The organism is Streptomyces sp. NPDC001220 (assembly GCF_053597895.1).
Genome location: NZ_JBSFJE010000012.1, coordinates 125,919 through 143,445, shown reverse-complemented (window position 1 = coordinate 143,445; position 17,527 = coordinate 125,919). Strand labels below are relative to the sequence as shown.

Annotated in this window: 18 protein-coding genes; 7 read left to right on the top strand and 11 right to left on the bottom strand. The window is 73.1% G+C overall.

The window, feature by feature from the left end:
- Nucleotides 1-30 precede the first annotated feature (30 nt).
- Complete coding sequence (locus ACWDGI_RS27700; RefSeq protein WP_450763431.1) at nt 31-504, bottom strand: rhodanese-like domain-containing protein; 474 nt, start codon at nt 502-504, stop codon at nt 31-33.
- A 134-nt stretch (nt 505-638) separates the two neighbouring features.
- Between ACWDGI_RS27700 and ACWDGI_RS27695 the strand changes: the two genes are divergently transcribed.
- Nucleotides 639-1,085, top strand: a complete 447-nt coding sequence (locus ACWDGI_RS27695; protein ID WP_450763429.1) for an Lrp/AsnC family transcriptional regulator — start codon at nt 639-641, stop codon at nt 1,083-1,085.
- Here the strand turns inward: ACWDGI_RS27695 and ACWDGI_RS27690 are convergent.
- From ACWDGI_RS27690 to ACWDGI_RS27670, 5 genes are all read right to left on the bottom strand, one after another.
- Nucleotides 1,082-4,072: an AAA family ATPase gene (locus ACWDGI_RS27690; RefSeq protein WP_450763427.1), complete on the bottom strand. Its 2,991-nt coding sequence runs from the start codon at nt 4,070-4,072 to the stop codon at nt 1,082-1,084. The two genes, ACWDGI_RS27695 and ACWDGI_RS27690, sit on opposite strands and share 4 nt — an antisense overlap.
- 34 nt (nt 4,073-4,106) lie before the next feature.
- Nucleotides 4,107-5,270, bottom strand: a complete 1,164-nt coding sequence (locus ACWDGI_RS27685) for an exonuclease SbcCD subunit D (RefSeq protein WP_450763425.1) — start codon at nt 5,268-5,270, stop codon at nt 4,107-4,109.
- A 107-nt stretch (nt 5,271-5,377) separates the two neighbouring features.
- The gene (locus ACWDGI_RS27680; RefSeq protein ID WP_450763423.1) at nt 5,378-6,004 is read right to left on the bottom strand and encodes a YigZ family protein; all 627 of its coding nucleotides are present in this window, start codon (nt 6,002-6,004) and stop codon (nt 5,378-5,380) included.
- A 76-nt stretch (nt 6,005-6,080) separates the two neighbouring features.
- Nucleotides 6,081-6,623 (bottom strand): SixA phosphatase family protein, encoded by a 543-nt coding sequence (locus ACWDGI_RS27675; protein WP_450763422.1) that lies wholly within the window; start codon nt 6,621-6,623, stop codon nt 6,081-6,083.
- The gene (locus ACWDGI_RS27670; protein ID WP_450763420.1) at nt 6,620-7,351 is read right to left on the bottom strand and encodes a hypothetical protein; all 732 of its coding nucleotides are present in this window, start codon (nt 7,349-7,351) and stop codon (nt 6,620-6,622) included. The genes ACWDGI_RS27675 and ACWDGI_RS27670 overlap by 4 nt, the downstream gene beginning before the upstream one ends.
- Nucleotides 7,352-7,639: 288 nt before the next feature.
- On the opposite strand from ACWDGI_RS27670, the gene ACWDGI_RS27665 reads away from it, so the two are divergent.
- The 3 genes from ACWDGI_RS27665 to ACWDGI_RS27655 all read left to right on the top strand — a co-directional run bounded on the left by ACWDGI_RS27665 (nt 7,640) and on the right by ACWDGI_RS27655 (nt 11,229).
- Complete coding sequence (locus ACWDGI_RS27665) at nt 7,640-8,053, top strand: CoA-binding protein (RefSeq protein WP_450763418.1); 414 nt, start codon at nt 7,640-7,642, stop codon at nt 8,051-8,053.
- Nucleotides 8,054-8,293: 240 nt separating this feature from the next.
- The gene (locus tag ACWDGI_RS27660; protein WP_450763416.1) at nt 8,294-9,931 is read left to right on the top strand and encodes an APC family permease; all 1,638 of its coding nucleotides are present in this window, start codon (nt 8,294-8,296) and stop codon (nt 9,929-9,931) included.
- A 74-nt stretch (nt 9,932-10,005) separates the two neighbouring features.
- Entirely contained in the window at nt 10,006-11,229 is a 1,224-nt protein-coding gene (locus ACWDGI_RS27655) for a 4-hydroxybenzoate 3-monooxygenase (RefSeq protein WP_450763414.1), read from the top strand.
- A gap of 72 nt (nt 11,230-11,301) precedes the next feature.
- On the opposite strand, the gene ACWDGI_RS27650 is transcribed toward ACWDGI_RS27655, so the two are convergent.
- Nucleotides 11,302-11,679, bottom strand: a complete 378-nt coding sequence (locus ACWDGI_RS27650) for an ArsR/SmtB family transcription factor (RefSeq protein WP_450763412.1) — start codon at nt 11,677-11,679, stop codon at nt 11,302-11,304.
- 327 nt (nt 11,680-12,006) lie between these two features.
- On the opposite strand from ACWDGI_RS27650, the gene ACWDGI_RS27645 reads away from it, so the two are divergent.
- Entirely contained in the window at nt 12,007-13,083 is a 1,077-nt protein-coding gene (locus ACWDGI_RS27645) for a cation diffusion facilitator family transporter (RefSeq protein ID WP_450763764.1), read from the top strand.
- Here the strand turns inward: ACWDGI_RS27645 and ACWDGI_RS27640 are convergent.
- Complete coding sequence (locus tag ACWDGI_RS27640) at nt 13,080-13,634, bottom strand: YbaK/EbsC family protein (protein ID WP_450763410.1); 555 nt, start codon at nt 13,632-13,634, stop codon at nt 13,080-13,082. The two genes, ACWDGI_RS27645 and ACWDGI_RS27640, sit on opposite strands and share 4 nt — an antisense overlap.
- Before the next feature lie 32 nt (nt 13,635-13,666).
- The gene (locus ACWDGI_RS27635; protein WP_450763408.1) at nt 13,667-14,239 is read right to left on the bottom strand and encodes an XRE family transcriptional regulator; all 573 of its coding nucleotides are present in this window, start codon (nt 14,237-14,239) and stop codon (nt 13,667-13,669) included.
- Nucleotides 14,240-14,354: 115 nt separating this feature from the next.
- On the opposite strand from ACWDGI_RS27635, the gene ACWDGI_RS27630 reads away from it, so the two are divergent.
- Nucleotides 14,355-15,212 (top strand): EamA family transporter, encoded by an 858-nt coding sequence (locus tag ACWDGI_RS27630; RefSeq protein WP_450763406.1) that lies wholly within the window; start codon nt 14,355-14,357, stop codon nt 15,210-15,212.
- Nucleotide 15,213: 1 nt separating this feature from the next.
- Here the strand turns inward: ACWDGI_RS27630 and ACWDGI_RS27625 are convergent, their stop codons facing one another.
- Nucleotides 15,214-15,978 carry an acyltransferase gene (locus tag ACWDGI_RS27625; RefSeq protein ID WP_450763404.1) on the bottom strand — a complete coding sequence of 255 codons (765 nt, stop codon included), beginning with the start codon at nt 15,976-15,978 and terminating at the stop codon, nt 15,214-15,216.
- 134 nt (nt 15,979-16,112) lie between these two features.
- Between ACWDGI_RS27625 and ACWDGI_RS27620 the strand changes: the two genes are divergently transcribed.
- The gene (locus ACWDGI_RS27620) at nt 16,113-16,640 is read left to right on the top strand and encodes a gamma carbonic anhydrase family protein (protein WP_450763402.1); all 528 of its coding nucleotides are present in this window, start codon (nt 16,113-16,115) and stop codon (nt 16,638-16,640) included.
- Nucleotides 16,641-16,728: 88 nt separating this feature from the next.
- On the opposite strand, the gene ACWDGI_RS27615 is transcribed toward ACWDGI_RS27620, so the two are convergent.
- Nucleotides 16,729-17,373: a DedA family protein gene (locus tag ACWDGI_RS27615; RefSeq protein WP_450763400.1), complete on the bottom strand. Its 645-nt coding sequence runs from the start codon at nt 17,371-17,373 to the stop codon at nt 16,729-16,731.
- Nucleotides 17,374-17,527: the final 154 nt, after the last annotated feature.

Below are 17,527 nucleotides of genomic sequence, written 5' to 3'. Positions count from 1 at the left end.
ACAGCGACGGCACAAGTTCGCCTCAGGGAATCAGCAACCGCAGTCGCCCTCGACGGGTGCGGTCAGAGGGTCCGGAGCCCGGCGGGTGCGGCCCTGCCAGGTCTCGAACTCGAAGCCCTCACGCACCCAGTACTCGAACCCGCCGAGCAACTCCTTGACCCGGTAGCCGAGTTCGGCCAGTGCGAGGGCGGCGCGGGTCGCGCCGTTGCAGCCGGGACCCCAGCAGTACGTCACCACGGGCACGTCCCTGTCGAGGAGCCGGGCCGCCTGCTCGGGGATCAGCGCGGTGGGCAGGTGGACGGCGCCGGGGATGTGGCCCTGGTCCCAGGACTCGGTGGAGCGGGAGTCCAGGACGACGAAGCCGGGGTCGCCGTCGGCGGCGAGGGCGGCGGCCACGTCGGAGACGTCGGCGTGGAAGACGAGGCTCGCCCGGAAGTGGGCGGCGGCCTCGGCGGGCGCGGCGGGGGCGACGCGCAGGACGGGGTTCACGGTGGTGGCGGTCATCTGGGGCCTTTCACTGGCCGCCGGTGCGGCGGATCTCCATGCCCGGAAATCTACGGCCGGTGACCGATCGTCCTGAAGGTACGATCCCCGGCCCTGGCCTTGTCCGGCCGGGGATTCCCTGTTATCCATCCGCCATGACCGTGTTTTCCCCGGACGCCACCGACTGGCGCATCCTCGATGTCCTCCAGCGCGAGGGCCGGGCCAGCTTCGCCGAGCTGGCGCGTGCCGTCGCGATGTCCCCGAGCGCGGTGACCGAGCGGGTGCGCCGCCTCGAGGAGGCGGGCGTGATCCAGGGGTACGCGGCCGTGGTCGACCCGGAGCGGCTGGGCCTGCCGATCCTGGCCTTCGTCCGGCTGCGCTATCCGAACGGCAACTACCGGCCGTTCCACGACCTGGTCGCCGCCACCCCCGAGATCCTGGAGGCGCACCACGTCACGGGGGACGACTGCTTCGTCATCAAGGTCACCGCCCGCTCGATGCGTCACCTGGAGGAGGTCTCCGGCAGGATCGGCACCCTGGGCTCGGTGACGACGAGCGTCGTCTACTCCTCGCCCCTCCCCCGCCGTGCCATCGGCACCTAGACCCCGCGCCGGTGCAGCGTCGAGCCCGATCTGCCCTTCGCCACCTCCAGTTGGGCGTGGATACGGCGGCGCAGGTCCGGGACGTGGCTGACGATGCCCACGCTGCGGTCGCGTTCACGCAGCGAGTCGAGGACGTCGAGGACCTCGTCCAGGGTCTGGTCGTCGAGGCTGCCGAAGCCCTCGTCGATGAAGAGGGTGTCGAGCCGGACGCCGCCGGCCTCGTCGGTGACGACGTCGGCGAGGCCGAGGGCGAGCGCGAGGGAGGCGAAGAAGGTCTCGCCGCCGGACAGGGTGGCGGTGTCCCGCTCGCGTCCGGTCCAGGCGTCGACGACGTGCAGCCCGAGGCCGCTGCGGCCGCGTCCGGTGCGGTCGTCGGAGTGGACGAGGGTGTAGCGGCCGGAGGACATGCGGTGCAGGCGTACGGTCGCGGCGGCGGCGACCTGTTCCAGGCGGGCCGCCAGGACGTACGACTCCAGCCGCATCCGGCGCTCGTTGTCCGCGGAGGTGCCGGCGGTGAGGGCGGCGAGCCGGGCGACCCGCTCGTACTCCTCGCGCAGCGGCCCGAGCCGGCGCACGCCCTCGGTCGCGCGGGCGGACAGGCGGTCGAGTTCGGCGCGGCAGCGGTCGGCCCGGTCCCGGGCGGAGGCGGCGTCGCGCAGCCGCCGGGCCGCCGTGGCGGCGTCGCGCTCCGCCGCCTCGAGGTCGGCGGGCGGCTGCTGGGCGGCCGCCGCGGTGTCGGCCTCCGCCAGCACCGCGCGCACCGCGGTCTCCTCGGACTGCCAGTCGTCCAGGCGCCGTTGGAGCTCTCGGTGGGCGGTGTCGTCGAGGAGGGCGGCGGCCGCGTCCTGCGGGGTGTCGAAGCCGGCCCGGAAGGCGGCGTCGGCGAGCCGTGCGTCGGCGTCCTTCAGATGCCGGGCGGTGTCGGCGGCGGCGCGGGCGGTGTCGGCGGCGTCGGTGAGCAGTGTCACCTGCCGCTCCAGCTGCGCGGCCCGGGCGGCGACACTGACCGCACCGCCCCGGGCCGTGGCCAGCTCCTCCTCCAGGGAGGCCAGTTCCGTGTCGAGGCCGTCCCGCCGGGTCAGCCGGGCGGCGGCCCGCACCTCGGCCTGCTGCCGGCCGGCCAGCCGGCGCTCGCGCTCCTGCTCGGCGAGCCGCAGCTCCTCCTGCGCCGCGTGCAGGTCGGAGGCCGCGCGCCGTGCCCGCGCGTACTCCTGCTCCAACTCATCGGCCTCGGCGGCGAGTTGACCGGTGGACGTGTCGGTCGCCTCGGCGGTGGCGGCGGCCAGTGCCTCGCGGACGGTGCCGAGGCGCCGCTCGTCCTCGGCGCGCTGTTCGTCGGCGCGCTGGTAGGCGGCGAGGGCCCGCTCCTCCGCCTCCCGGTCGACGTGCCCCGCGAACTTCCGTGCGGGCGCCGGATGCTGGGTGGACCCGCAGACCGCACAGGGTGCGCCGTCGGTGAGATCGGCGGCCAGTTCGGCGGCGATGCCGTTCAGGCGCTGTTCCTTGAGGTCGAGCCAGTGGGCGCGCGCGTCGACGGCCCGCCGCGCGGAGGCCAGGGCCAGGCGCTGGGCCTCGTCCGTGTCCCGGCCCAGCTCGTCCCGCAGTCGCGCCGCCGCCAGCCGTCGGCGGGCGGGATCGCGCTGGACGGCGAGCTGCTCGGCGCGAGTCGCGGCCTCCTGGGCGGAGTCGATCCGGGTCCCCAGTCCCGCGCGTACGGTGTCCCAGTCGGCGAGCCAGCCCGCGGCCTCGCGCAGGGCGTCCTCGTCGTCCCGCTCCTGCCGGTCAAGACGCCCGCGCTCGTCCACGACCTCGGCGAGCCGCCGCTCGGCCCGGCGCGCGGACTCCAGCCCGCCCAGCTCCTCGGCCGCCCGGCGGGCAGCGGTGGCGAGTCCCGCCGCACCGGCTCCCGCGAAGGTCTCCGGCAGCAGCGCACGGGTGCGCGCCTCGGCGGCGGCCGCCTCCCGGTGCCCGGCCTCGGCGGCGTCCCGCAGCTCCAGCGTCGGCGCCACCGCCGCCGCCTGCCGCCCCCGCTCCATCCGCGCCTGTACCGCACGGCGGTCCCCGGCCCGCTCCTCCAGTCGTACGGCCCGCTCCCGGGCCTCGGCGAACCGGCCCTGCAGCCGTGCCAGTTCGCGGACGCCGGCCAGTGCGCGGTCGGCGGCGAACTGGGCGGACTCGGCCGCGGTGAGGCGGCAGTGGGCGACGGTGAGGTGTTCGCGGGCGGTGCTGCGGGCGACCGCGGCGGCGGTGAGGACGGCCTCGGCGAGACCGGGCTCGCCCGGGGAGAGCTCCGGCAGCTCCATCGCGCCGCCGGCTTCCTGCTGCATGCGATGTGCGTCGGCCAGCAGCGCGGAGTCGCCGTCCCGCACCCGGGCCTCGGTCGCCTTCCGGCGCTCGGCGAGACGCTTCTCGACGTCGGCGAAGCGCTGAGTGTCGAAGAGGCGGCCGAGCAGCTGGCCGCGGGCGCCGGCGTCGGCGCGCAGGAAGCGGGCGAAGTCGCCTTGGGGCAGCAGGACGACCTGGCAGAACTGCTCGCGGCTCATGCCGAGCAGCTGGCTGATCTCCTCGCCGATCTCCTGGTGGGAGCGGCTGAGGTCCTTCCAGGCGCCGCCCGTGGCGTCGTACTCGCGCAGCCAGGTCTGGGCCTTGTCGAGGGTGGTGCCCGAGCCGCGTTTCTTGGGGCGCTCCCAGGGCGGCTGCCGGGTGATCTCCAACCGGCGTCCGCCGACGGTGAGTTCGAGGCGGATCTCGGTGCGGGTGGCCGGGTCGGCGTGGTCGCTGCGCAGGGATGCGCCCTGGCCGCTCTGGCGGGCGCCCGGGACGGTGCCGTAGAGCGCGTAGCAGACGGCGTCCAGGACGGAGGTCTTTCCGGCGCCGGTCGGGCCGTGCAGCAGGAAGAGCCCGGCGGCGGAGAGCGCGTCGAAGTCGACGCGCTGGGTGGCGCCGAAGGGGCCGAAGGCGGTGATGTCGAGCCGGTGGAGCCTCACCGGGCGGCCTCCGTGATCCGTCGCGCGTACGTCCTCACCGCGCCACCTCCCGCACCGCGAGGTCGGCGTGCACGGCGTCGAAGGCGTCGCCCAGCACGATCACCTCCCGCTGGTCGGGGCCCGCGCCGCGGACATGGGCGACGAAGTCCTCGGCGATCTGCCGGTCGGTGCGGCCGGCCAGGCGGCGGGCGTAGGTCACGTCGGGGTCGTCGGGGGCGCGGTCGGGGGCGAAGACCAGGCTGAGGGTGTGCGGGAAGCGGTCGGTGAGGCGGGCCATCGGGTCGGCGGGGCGGACGGCGTCGGTGAGGGTGGCCTCGATCCAGTCGTCCTCGTGCCGGGTCAGGGCGGGGTCGGCGAGCAGGTCGTCGAGCGTGCCGCGGATACGGGCCAGCGCGCGCGGGACCGGGCAGTCCAGGCGCTCGGCGGTGACGGCGCCGTCGGCGGCCAGGTCGACGAGCCACATGCTCTTGCGGTGGTCCGCCTCGGAGAAGGAGTACGCCAGCGGGGACCCGGAGTAGCGGACGCGCTCGGTGATGGTCTGGCAGCCGTGCAGGTGGCCCAGCGCGACGTAGTCGACGCCGTCGAAGACTCCGGCCGGGACGGCGGCCACCCCGCCGACGGTGATGTCCCGCTCGCTCTCGCTCGCTTCGCCGCCGGTGACGAAGGCGTGCGCGAGGACGACGGACCGCGTGCCCGGAGGGCGGGCGGCGAGGTCGGCGCGGACCCGGTCCATGGCGGCGACCAGCACCGGCTCGTGCCCGGCCTTCTCGACGGCGAACTCGTCCTTCACCAGGGCGGGTTCGAGATACGGCAGGCCGTAGAAGGCGACGTCGCCGAAGGCGTCGGTGAGCACGACGGGCGTGCCGCAGGCCGACGGCTCGGTGCGCAGATGGATGCCCGCGCGGTCGATGAGACCGGCGCCGACGCCCAGGCGGCGGGCCGAGTCGTGGTTGCCGGAGATCATCACCGTGGGCACGCCCAGGTCGGCCAGCCGGTGCAGGGCGTCGTCGAACAGCTCGACCGCGGCCAGCGGCGGGACCGCGCGGTCGTACACGTCTCCCGACACGACCACGGCGTCGACGGCGTGCTCACGCACGGTCGCCACGAGGTGACCGATGAACTCGGCCTGGGCGCCGAGCATGTTCACCCGGTGGAACGCCCGGCCGAGGTGCCAGTCGGAAGTGTGCAGGAGTCTCATGATCCCCGAGGTTAACGGCCGGGTCTGACATCACGGGCGGTTACTCCCGTATCAGCCCGTCATGAGCCGAATGAATTACGGGTGTTATGTCCGGTTGGTACTGATCGTCACGCGTCTCCGTAGGCCTCCCCGCCCAGTTCGAGGCCGGCCGTTCCCGCCGTCGTGTCGGCCAGCCACGCACGGAAGGCGTCCACGTCGGCGTCCGGCAGCCCGATCTCGATGGTGACCGCCTCGCCGTAGCGGACGTCACGGACCTCGCGGCCGGTGGCGCGCAGGTCGTTCTGGACCTTGCCGGCCCGCTGGTGGTCGACGGTCACCGTGGCCAGCCGGAAGCGGCGGCGGGTGATCGCGCCGAGGGTGTCGAGGGCCTCGCCGACGGCGCCGCCGTACGCGCGGATGAGTCCGCCGGCGCCGAGCTTGACCCCGCCGTAGTAGCGGGTGACGACGGCGACGACGTACCGCATGTCGCGGCGCAGCAGCATCTGGAGCATGGGGACACCGGCGGTGCCGCCCGGTTCGCCGTCGTCACTGGCCTTCTGGGTGGCGGCGTCGGCGCCGATGACGTAGGCCCAGCAGTTGTGGCTGGCGTCGGAGTGCTCCTTGCGGACCCGCGCGACGAAGTCCTGGGCCTCCTGCTCGGTGGCCGCCGGGGCGAGGGCGCACAGGAAGCGGGAGCGGTTGACCTCGGTCTCGTGGGTGCCCGCGCGGGCGACTGTGCGGTACTCGTCCTGCATCCGCCCAGCCTATGCGGAGTCGCGGGCGCACCCGGCCCGAGGCTGAACCCCTCCGTCCCGCCGCGCGGCAGGGGGCCTACCCGCGGCCGCCCCGCGCCACCGTCACCTCCGTCAGCAGTGCCGTCCCCGGGCCCAGCGCCGCCCATGCCGTCCCGTGCCAGGCCAGGACGGCGATCGCGGACGTCGGGAACTTCTTCCGCACCTGCTCCATGGTGTCGTCCAGGCCGTCCCCGGCCAGTTCCAGGACCAGCTCCTCCAGGCCCGGGTTGTGCCCGACCAGCAGCAGCGTCTCCACCTCGGGCGCGGTCTCGCGCACCACCTCCAGGAGCTCGGGTACGCCCGCCGCGTACACCCGCCGGTCGTGGCGCACCGGCGGGGGCGTGCCCCACTGGCCGGACGCCAGCTCCCAGGTCTGCCGGGCGCGCACCGCGGTGGAACAGACCGCGAGGTCGGGCAGGCAGTCGAACTCGGCGAGGGCGCGGCCGGCGGCGGGGGCGTCACGGCGCCCCCGGGCCGCGAGCGGGCGCAGCTGGTCGGGCACACCCTCGGGCCAGGCCGACTTGGCGTGCCGCAGGACGACCAGGCGGCGCAGCGGTCCCGCACCCGGGCGGGCGGTCATGCCGCGCTCCCGAGGTCACGGGTGAGGTCGAGGGCGAGCAGCCGGTCGGCGTAGGCGCAGGTCTCGAAGCGGGCGCCGTCGGGGATCTCGGGCTGGCTCTCCATCCAGCGCAGGACGCCGAGCACCCCGGGTACGTCGAGGTCGTCCTCCCAGGCGTCCCGCAGCCGCCCCCGCACCTTCTCCGGCACCGGCCGCGAGGGGCTGCGCGCCCACTGGGCCACCGCCTGCCGGAGCCGCCCGAGCCTGCGGCCTGCCGCGTCGAGGGCGCCGGCGCCGAGGTGGACGGCCGTGCCGCGCGGGGCGTCGAGAAGGGCGAGCCGGAGTGCGGCGGGGTCGGCGAGCCCGTTGAGGACGCCGGCACCGGGGCCGCCTGCGGGGGCGACGGCGACGGTGACCCCGGCGCCGAGCACCACCACGCCCTCCGCCGTCACATGGACGACCTGGGCCTCGCCCAGTCCCGACGCGAGGTCGCGGCCGTCCTCGAAGGGGCGGATGCCGAGGGTGGTGGCGGCGGCGTGCAGCTCGGCCTGGTGGTGGTCGGCGGTGAGCAGGGGCAGGACCGGGGTGCCGCCGATCTCCAGGGCGCGCAGGAGCAGGTCGGTGGTGAGCAGCACCCGCAGCGCCGTCAGGTCGTACCCGGAGGCATGGACCTCGACCCGGGTCAGGGCGCGGCGGGCGGGGGCGGCGGGGACGGTCTCACCGGTCGTGGCGTCGAGGATGCGGAGCACGGGCTGAGCGTAGGCGGCTGGAAGGCCGTATGCAGGCACCTTGCTCCGATTCCGGTCACCGTGGCGGGACATGCGGGACATGGCACACCTTCTGCCACTGTTTCTGCCACTGCTGCCGCCACTGCCGCCACCGCCACCGCCACCGCCACCGCCACTGCCACTGTCGCTGTCGCTGTCGCGAAGAGTGCGCCGACGGTAGTGCGCGGGTCCGGCCCCGGCCCGGGAATCAGGGTCCGGGCGGGCACTGTTGGCCACCACAGATGTTCCCCCGAGCCGAGGAGGCCGACGATGTACGGCGACGAAGAGACGATCCGCAGGATCCTGACCGAGACGGGTGACACCTGGGCGGTGGTCGGTCTGTCGTCCAACCGGGAACGCGCGGCGTACGGCGTGGCACAGGTGCTGCAGCGGTTCGGCAAGCGGGTCGTACCGGTCCATCCCAAGGCGGAGACGGTACACGGGGAGCAGGGCTACGCCTCGCTCGCGGACATCCCCTTCGGCGTGGACGTGGTGGACGTCTTCGTCAACAGCGAGCTGGCCGGTGCGGTCGCGGACGAGGCGGTGGCGCGGGGCGCGAAGGCGGTGTGGTTCCAGCTCGGGGTGGTCGACGAGGCGGCGTACGAGCGGGTGCGGGCCGCGGGTCTGGACATGGTCATGGACCGCTGCCCGGCCATCGAAATTCCCCGGCTGAGCCGGAACTGAGCGGGAACTCAACGGGATTTGAGGAAGATCTGAGCTTGCCTGTCTTACCTTCTTCTCACTTATCACAGTTGAATACGGACATTCTGTGACCCTCGCTGACCTGTGCAAAGGCTTTCGCCAAGACAGGAAAGATCGAGGGTCAAGTTTTGGGAAACACTCTTCAACCGGAGCGGCGTGCGCCCGTACCTTGTGGCCCCTTACTCGTTAAATCTGCGTTCAGAAACTGAGAGGCCACTTGACATGGTGAGTGTCGAGAAAGCCGCGACGGAGGACACCACACCTTCGGGCGGTCTGAGGCGGGACGTCGGCCTGATCGGCCTGATGTGGGCCTCCGTAGGCTCGATCATCGGCTCCGGCTGGCTGTACGGCGCCGAGAAGGCGGTCGGCGTGGCCGGCCCCGCGGCGATCATCTCGTGGGTGATCGGCGCGATAGCGATCGTGCTCCTGGCACTGGTGCACGCCGAACTCGGCGGCATGTTCCCGGTGGCCGGCGGTACAGCCCGCTACCCGCACTACGCGTTCGGCGGCCTGGCCGGCATGTCCTTCGGCTGGTTCTCCTGGCTCCAGGCCGCGACCGTGGCCCCGATCGAGGTCGAGGCCATGATCGGTTACGCCGGTCACTGGAAGTGGGCCCAGCACCTCCAGCACGCCGACGGCACCCTGACCGCGAGCGGTCTGCTGGCGGCCGTCGTACTCATGGCCCTGTTCGTCGGCGTCAACTTCTTCGGCGTCCGGGTGCTCGCGCACACCAACAGCGCCGCGACCTGGTGGAAGATCGCCGTGCCACTGGCCGCGATCTTCATCATCGCGATCGGCAACTTCCACCCGGGCAACTTCCACTCGGAGGGCTTCGCGCCCTTCGGCGCCAAGGGTGTACTGACCGCGATCAGCACCAGCGGCATCATCTTCGCGCTGCTCGGTTTCGAGCAGGCCATCCAGCTGGCCGGCGAGAGCCGCAACCCGAAGAAGGACCTGCCGCGCGCCACCCTCGGCTCGGTCGCGATCGGCGCCGTGATCTACGTCCTGCTCCAGGTCGTGTTCATCGTCGCACTGCCACACAGCACCTTCGCGCACGGCTGGGGCCACCTGCACTACAAGGGCATCGAAGGCCCGTGGGCGGGCCTCGCCACCCTGGTGGGCCTCGGCTGGCTGGCCGTGGTCCTCTACCTGGACGCGATCATCTCCCCCGGCGGCACCGGCCTCATCTACACCACCGCCACCTCCCGCGTCTCCTACGGTCTGGCGAAGAACGGCTACGCGCCGAAGGTCTTCACCCGCACCGACGCCCGCGGTGTGCCGTGGTTCGGCCTCATCATGTCCTTCGTGACCGGCGTGATCTGCTTCCTGCCGTTCCCGAGCTGGCAGCAGCTGGTCAGCTTCATCACCTCGGCGAGCGTGCTGATGTACGCCGGCGCTCCGCTGGCCTACGGCGTCTTCGCCGACAAGCTGCCGCAGCGCGAGCGCCCGTACCGGCTGCCTCTCGGCAAGCTGGTCTCCCCGCTGTCGTTCGTGGTCGCCAACCTGATCATCTACTGGTCCGGCTGGGGCACCCTGTGGCGGCTCGGCCTCGCGATCATCCTCGGCTACCTGCTCCTCGGCGGCTACGCCTACTACGCCCACAGCAAGAACCTGCCGGACGCGCCCCGGCTGGACTTCCGGGCCGCGCAGTGGCTGCCCGTCTATCTGATCGGGATGGGCCTGATCTCCTGGCAGGGCACCTTCGGCGGCCAGGGTCACATCGCGCTGTGGTGGGACATCGTGGTCATCGCCGCCTTCTCGATCGGCATCTACTACTGGGCCAAGGCCACCGCCTCCTCGGCCCAGGACATCGAGCGCAGCATCGACGAGGTCGTGGTCACCGACGCCCCGGCGCACTGACCCGCCCCGACTCCCGTGTCCCGTCAGCCACGGCGGCCCTGCCGTGGCTGACGGGACACCGTCATAATGCGGGGGTGACTCACCCCTCCCCCCACACCGACTCCCCCTCCGAAGAACGCCGTACGGTCGTCATCGTCGGAGCCGGGCCCGCCGGGCTGACCGTCGGGAACATCCTGCGGGCCGCCGACGTCGACTGCGTGGTCCTGGAGACCGAGAGCAGGCAGTTCATCGAGACCCGGCCCCGGGCCGGGGTGATCGAGGAATGGGCGGTCCGCGGCCTCCGGCAACGTGGTCTGGCCGAGGAGCTGCTGGCCCGGGCGCCGGTGCACAGCGAGTGCGAGTTCCGGTTCGGCGGCGAGCGCTTCCGGTTCGACTACGGCGGCCTGGCGGGCCGTCATCACTACATCTGCCCGCAGCCGTTGCTGGTGACGGACCTGGTGCGGGAGTACGCGGACGTGCGCGGCGGCGACATCAGGTTCGGGGTGCGGGACGTCCGGCTGCACGACCTGGAGTCGGACCGGCCGGCGGTGTCGTACGCCGACCCCGCAACCGGCCGGCGGCACGTCCTGCGCTGTGAGTTCGTCGCGGGCTGCGACGGGGCGCGCGGGGTGACCCGGGACGCGATACCCGACGGGCGGGTGCGGATCTCCCGGCAGGACTACGGCATCGGGTGGCTGGCGCTGCTCGCCGAGGCGCCCCCGTCCTCGGACTGCGTGCTGTTCGGCGTCCATCCGAACGGTTTCGCCGGACACATGGCGCGCAGCCCCGAGGTCACCCGCTACTACCTGCAGTGCCCGCCGGGCGACGACCCGGAGAGCTGGTCCCACGAGCGGGTCTGGGCCGAACTGCGTGAACGGCTCGGTGCGGAAGGGGCGCCGCCGCTCAACGAGGGGCGGCTGCTGGAGAAGCGCGTGCTGGACATGCACAACTACGTGGTCGAACCCCTGGTGTTCGGCCGCCTCTTCCTGGCCGGTGACGCCGGGCACCTGACCGCGCCGATCGCCGCGAAGGGCATGAACCTCGCCCTGCACGACGCCTTCCTGCTGGGCGACGCGCTCGCCGCGCACGTCACCAAGGGCGACGACGCCGGCCTGGACGGCTACTCCCACGCCTGTCTGCGCCGGGTCTGGGACTACCAGGAGTTCTCCGGGTTCCTGTCCGGCATCTACCACGGGACGGCCTCCGGCGATCCGTTCCTCGCGGGCACCAGCCTGGCCCGGCTGCGCAGGCTGTTCACCTCACCCGCGGCGGCAACGGCCTTCGCCGAGCAGTACCTCGGTTCGGCCGCCGCTTTCTGAACACCAGCTGGACGGGGACGGCCGCCGGCTGTCCCGCGCGGGCCGCGCAGAGTGCCGCCCCGCCGGAGAAGATCAACCCCCTTCTTCGGCGGGCGCCTCGGCGGCCGTCTCGGTGAGCCGGTGGTCCGCCACCTTCAGCGCCTCCTCGACCAGCCGGCGCAGATGTCCGTGGCGCAGCGAGTACACGACCCGGCGCCCCTCCTTGCGCGTGCCCACCAGACCCGCGAGCCGGAGCCGGGCCAGGTGCTGGCTGACGGCGGGCCGCGCGGCACCGCAGACCTCGGTGAGCGTGGTGACGTCGGCCTCCCCCGCCGTCAGGGCGTGCAGCAGGGTCAGCCTGGTGCGGTCGCCGAGCAGGGCGAGGACTTCGGCGGCGAGCGCGAACTGCTCCTCGCCCGGGCTGCGCGGATGCGCATGATGTGCAGGTGATAGGTGCATGCGTGCGCTCATACGCACATAATGGCCTCGGGGGCGTCGCGTGTCCACGTCCCGCGCACCGGAGAGGGGAGCCGCATGAGCGACCGGCACCACCACGAGCACACACCCACGGGCGACGGGCACCGCCACGAGCACACACCCGCGGGCGACCAGCACGGCCACGAGCACACACCCACGGGCGACCAGCACCACCACGCGCACACACCCGCGCACGACGGGCACCACCAGAAGCAGGCGCCCGCGCACGACCGGCACCGCCACGAGCACACGCCCCACGTCGGGCCCCGCCCCGAGCATCCACCCACGGACCACCGGCACCACCACGAGCACGCTCGTGTCCTGGACCGGCACGGCGAACACGATCACGATCACGGCGACGGCCACGGCCACGACCACGACCACGGCAACCCCTCCCCCGGCGGGCTCCGCCACCGGCTCGGTCACCGGCTCGGTCATCTGCTCACCCCCCACTCCCACGAGACGGCCGACAAGCTCGACTCCGCCCTGGAGACCTCGGTGCGCGGGATGCGGGCGCTCTGGGTGTCGCTGGCCGTGCTCGGGGCGACGGCGCTCGCGCAGGCGGTCGTCGTGGTCCTGTCCGGCTCCGTCGCCCTGCTCGGCGACACCGTGCACAACGCCGCCGACGCGCTGACCGCCGTACCGCTCGGCATCGCCTTCGTGCTGGGGCGCCGCGCGGCGAACCGCCGTTTCACCTACGGCTACGGGCGGGCCGAGGACCTGGCGGGGATCGCGATCGTGCTGACGATCACCGCGTCGGCCGCGTTCGCCGCCTGGACCGCGGTCGAACGGCTGCTGGATCCCCGGCCGGTCACGCATCTCCCGGCGGTCGCGGCGGCCGCGCTGGTCGGCTTCGCCGGGAACGAGTGGGTGGCCCGGTACCGGATCCGGGTGGGCCGGGAGATCGGCTCGGCGGCCCTGGTGGCCGACGGGCTGCACGCCCGTACCGACGGATTCGCCTCGCTGGCCGTGCTGCTGGGCGCCGGCGGCGCGGCCCTGGGCTGGCAACTGGCCGACCCTCTGGTGGGGTTGGCGATCACCGCGGCGATCGCGCTGGTGCTGCGGGACGCGGCCCGAGAGGTGTTCCGGCGGGTGATGGACGCCGTGGACCCGGAGCTGGTGGACCGGGCCGAGCAGGCGCTGTGCGAGGTGCCGGGGGTGCGGGCGGTGGGTGAGCTGCGGCTGCGGTGGATCGGGCACCGGCTGCGGGCCGAGGTCGCGGTCGTGGTCGACGGCGAGGCGACCGTACGGCAGGCGCACGCGGTCGCGGTGGCGGCGGAGCACGCGCTGCTGCACGCCGTGCCCCGGCTGACGGCGGCCCTGGTGCACGCCGATCCGGCGCCCGCGCCCGGCGAGCAGGACCCGCACCTGGCGCTGGCCCACCACGCGACGCTCTAGACGCCCAGGCCCTCCAGCACGACCGCGCCCGGCAGCTCGGCGAACGCCTTGCCGGGGACCAGGAGTTTGCCGCGCCGGCGGCCGCTGCCGACCAGGACATAGGGCAGGTCGACGACGGCCGAGTCCACCAGCAGGGGCCAGTCGCGCGGGAGCCCGACGGGGGTGATGCCGCCGTACTCCATGCCGGTCTCGCCGGTCGCGGTGTCCATCGAGGCGAACGAGACCTTGCGGGCGCCGAGTTGGCGGCGTACGACGCCGTTGACGTCGACCTTGGTGGTGGACAGGGCCAGGCAGGCCGCCAGCGTCGTCTCGCCGCCGCGCTTGGCCGCCACCACCACGCAGTTGGCCGACCGCTCCAGCAGGTCGCGCCCGTAGTGCTCGACGAAGACGGCGGTGTCCGCCCACTGCGGGTCGGTCTCGACGTAGATGATCTGCTCGGCGGGGACGGCACCGCTCCAGTGCCGTACGGCGTCGGCGACCGGCGCGGTCAGTTCGTCGAGGCAGTCGGGGGCGGGGGTGGCGGTGTCGAAGTCTCCGATGGGTGCGCGCATGTCCGCACGCTAACAGCCCGGCCGCGGGCGGTTCAGGGCACGGGCGGGACGGAGACCGTCATGACCATCTCCATCGGCACGTCCCCGGTGTTGCCGTACACATGGGCCGTGTTCGCCTCGAAGGAGGCACTGGCGCCCGTCGGCACGTGATAGTCGGTCCCGTCGACGGTGAGGGTCAGTTCGCCGGCGGTGACATGGACGATCTCCACGGTGCCGGTGGGATGGGGTTCCGACGGGCTGCTCTCGCCCGGCATCAGACGCCAGTCCCACATCTCCAGCGGGCCGGGCGCCTCGGTGCCGGCGAGCAGGCGGTTGTAGCTGCCGGCCTCGGTGTGCCACAGCCGTACGGCCTTGTCGTCGGGGACGATCTGGACCTTGGGGCCCTGCTCGTAGTCGAGCAGCGTGGTGATGCTGATGCCGAGCGCGTCGCCGATCTTGACGACCGTGCCGATGCTCGGGTTGGTGCGGGCCTGCTCGATCTGGATGAGCATGCCACGGCTGACCCCGGCCCGGGCCGCGAGCACGTCGAGGGTGAAGCCGCGCACCGCGCGCCAGTGCTTGACGTTGCGGGCCAGGGACTGGGTCAGCAGGTCGAGGTCCGACACGTTCCGTCCATCGTCGAGAGCATCACGGTCCAATATTCTGAATGACAGAGTTCAACTGCGTGAACTACGGTGGGGTGTACCTGATCGTTCACCGAACTGTACTGCGAGGCGGGCCGTGACAGCATTCTTCGCCCTGACCACCAGTCTCCTGTGGGGGCTGGCCGACTTCGGCGGCGGGCTGCTCACACGACGCACCCCGGCGCTCACCGTGGTCGTGCTCTCGCAGGGCATCGCGGCGGCGGTCCTCGGCGTGATCGTGGTCGCCACCGGCGGCTGGAGCGAGGCCGGGCCCCGGCTCTGGTTCGCGTTCGCGGCGGGCCTGGTCGGACCGGTCGCGCTGTTCTGCTTCTACAAGGCCCTCGCCCTCGGCCCGATGGGCGTGGTCTCCCCACTGGCCACACTGAGCGTCGCCGTCCCGGTCGGAGTCGGGCTGGTACTCGGCGAGCGCCCGGGGCTGCTCCAGTTCGCGGGGATCACGGTCGCCGTCACCGGGGTCGTCCTGGCGGGTGGCCCGCAACTGCGCGGTGCACCCGTCGAGCGCCGGACGATCCTGGTCACGCTGGTCGCGGCGGTCGGCTTCGGCACGGTGTTCGCCCTGATCACGGAGGCGTCCACCACTGTCACCGGCCTGTTCCTGGCCCTCTTCGTCCAGCGGCTGACCAGCGTCGTGACCGGCGGCGCGGCCCTGTGGCTGTCGGTGCGGCAGGGCGGGTCCGCGCTGCCGGAGGGTGGCTTCGACTGGTCCACGGTCCCGGCGCTGGGCTTCGTCGGTCTCGCCGACGTCGCCGCCAACGGCACCTACACGGTCGCCGCCCAGCACGGCCCGGTCACCGTCGCCGCGGTGCTCGCCTCGCTCTACCCGGTGGTCACCGCGCTGGCGGCCCGCGGCTTCCTCAGTGAGCGGCTGCGCGCCGTCCAGGCGGCGGGGGCGGGGCTGGCGCTGGTGGGGACGCTGCTGCTGGCCACCGGCTGAGTCAGTTCTCGCTCTCCAGGGCGGCGAGCCGCGCCACGCCCTCCTCGTCCAGCTCCGCCAGCGCGCGCAGCTGCTCCGGGGTCATGCCCTCCGGTATCGGCACCGGTGCGGGCGTGCGCAGCGGCGGCTGCCAGCCGGTCTCGGAGGTCCAGCGTCGTACCACCCGGGCGGGCGCGCCGGCCACCACGGCGTGGTCGGGCACCGTGCCCCGGACCACCGCGCCGGCGGCCACCACCACGTTCCGGCCGATCCGCGCGCCCGGCAGGATCACCGCGCCGGTCCCGATCCAGCAGCCGGGGCCGATCTGCACGGGCTCCATGCGGGGCCACTGCCTGCCGATGGGCTGGTGCGGGTCGTCGTAGGAGTGGTTCGTGGAGGTGACGTAGACGTACGGGCCGAAGTAGCAGTCGCTGCCGATGGTGACGGTGGTGTCGGCGATGACATGGCTGCCGCGGCCCAGGACCACCCCGTCGCCGATCCGCAGGATCGGCTCGGGACCGAGGTCGAGGTCGGGCATCAGGCCCGCGGTGAGGGTGACCTGTTCGCCGACGATGCAGTGGGAGCCGAGGTGGATCCAGGGTTCGCCGAAGACCGTGCCCAGCGGGAAGGCGAGGCGGGTGGCCTCGCCGATCGCGCCGAACCGGAAACGGCCGGGGTGGTCGGCGGTGACGGAACCCGTGCGCTGCACCCAGGCCCAGCCCGCGTGCACCGCGCGCTGGGCGAGGCGGCGGCACCAGGACGAGAACGTGTTCTTGGGCTTCGGCACGGGGTCACGCTACGCGGAGGGGGCCGCCGACGAGAGGGTGGGCTGCTGTGATCTTCGCCCCAGGGGGTGAGCTAGGTTGCCGTGGACGTCGATGGCGATGGCGATGGCGATGGCGATGGCGATGGGAGACCGTGATGACGCAGAAGGCGCTGATCGTGGGGATCGGCGGGCGCGAGCCGAAGATCGAGGACGACGTGTTCGTGGCGCCGACCGCCTCGGTCATCGGGGACGTCACGCTGAAAGCGGGGGCGAGCGTCTGGTACGGCGCGGTGGTGCGGGGGGACGTCGAGAAGATCACCGTGGGGGCGCAGGCGAATGTGCAGGACAACGTGACGCTGCACGCCGATCCGGGGTTCCCGGTGAGTGTGGGTGAGCGGGTGTCCATCGGGCACAACGCGGTGGTGCACGGGGCGACGGTCGGGGACGACTGCCTCATCGGGATGGGCGCGACGGTGCTGAACGGGGCGGTGATCGGGGCGGGGTCGCTGGTGGCCGCGCAGGCGTTGGTGCCGCAGGGCATGGTGGTGCCGGCGGGGTCGTTGGTCGCCGGGGTGCCGGCGAAGATCAAGCGGAGTCTCTCGGAGGAGGAACTTCAGGGGGTGACCCTCAACGGGACCCTGTACGCGGAGTTGGCCAAGGCGCATCGCGGGGTGCACGAGTAGGTGGTTCGGCGGGTGCGGGTGCGTGGGGGCTGGTCGCGCCCACGCGGCGGAGCCGCACATGGATACAGCCCCGCGCCCCTGAAGGCATTCAGTCTCCGGCGCCGACAGGTTCCGCTTCCTTCTGCGTCACCTGGACCTTCTTCGCCTTGCGCCGCACGATCAGCATCGACGCCACGCCCACCAGCACCGCCAGCGCCAGGCCCACGTACGAGAACCTCTTCAGCCAGTCCTCCGCGACGATGCCGACGTAGTAGACGACCGCGGTCGTGCCGCCCGCCCAGCAGATGCCGCCGAGCAGGTTCGCCGTCAGGAACTTCCAGTACGGCATCTGCAGGACGCCCGCCAGCGGACCCGCGAAGATGCGCAGGAGGGCGATGAAGCGGCCGAAGAAGACCGCCCACATGCCCCACTTCTCGAAGGAGCGCTCGGCGGTGGCGACATGGCCCTCGCCGAAGTGTCTCGGGAACTTCCGGCCCAGCCAGGCCAGCAGCGGGCGGCCGCCCTTGCGGCCGATCGCGTAGCCGATGGAGTCGCCGATCACCGCGCCCGCGGTGGCACAGGCGCCGAGGACGAACGGGTTGATGCCCGAGTGCTGGGAGGACAGCAGCGCGGCGGAGACCAGCACGACCTCGCCCGGCAGCGGGATGCCCAGGCTCTCCAGCCCGATGACCAGCGCCACCACGGCGTAGACGGCGACCGCCGGTACCGAGTCGAGCCATTCCTGGACGTGCACCGCCGGATCCTCCCCTGTCGCGTGCTGCGTACCCCTGGAAGGCTACCCGGTCGGCCGGGTACGGCCGTGTCCGCGGCACCGGCCCGCCCCCCGGCCTTCGGTTTTCGGACATCCGGGTGTCATACGGGACGGGAAGGCTCCCCAGCGGTCCCGC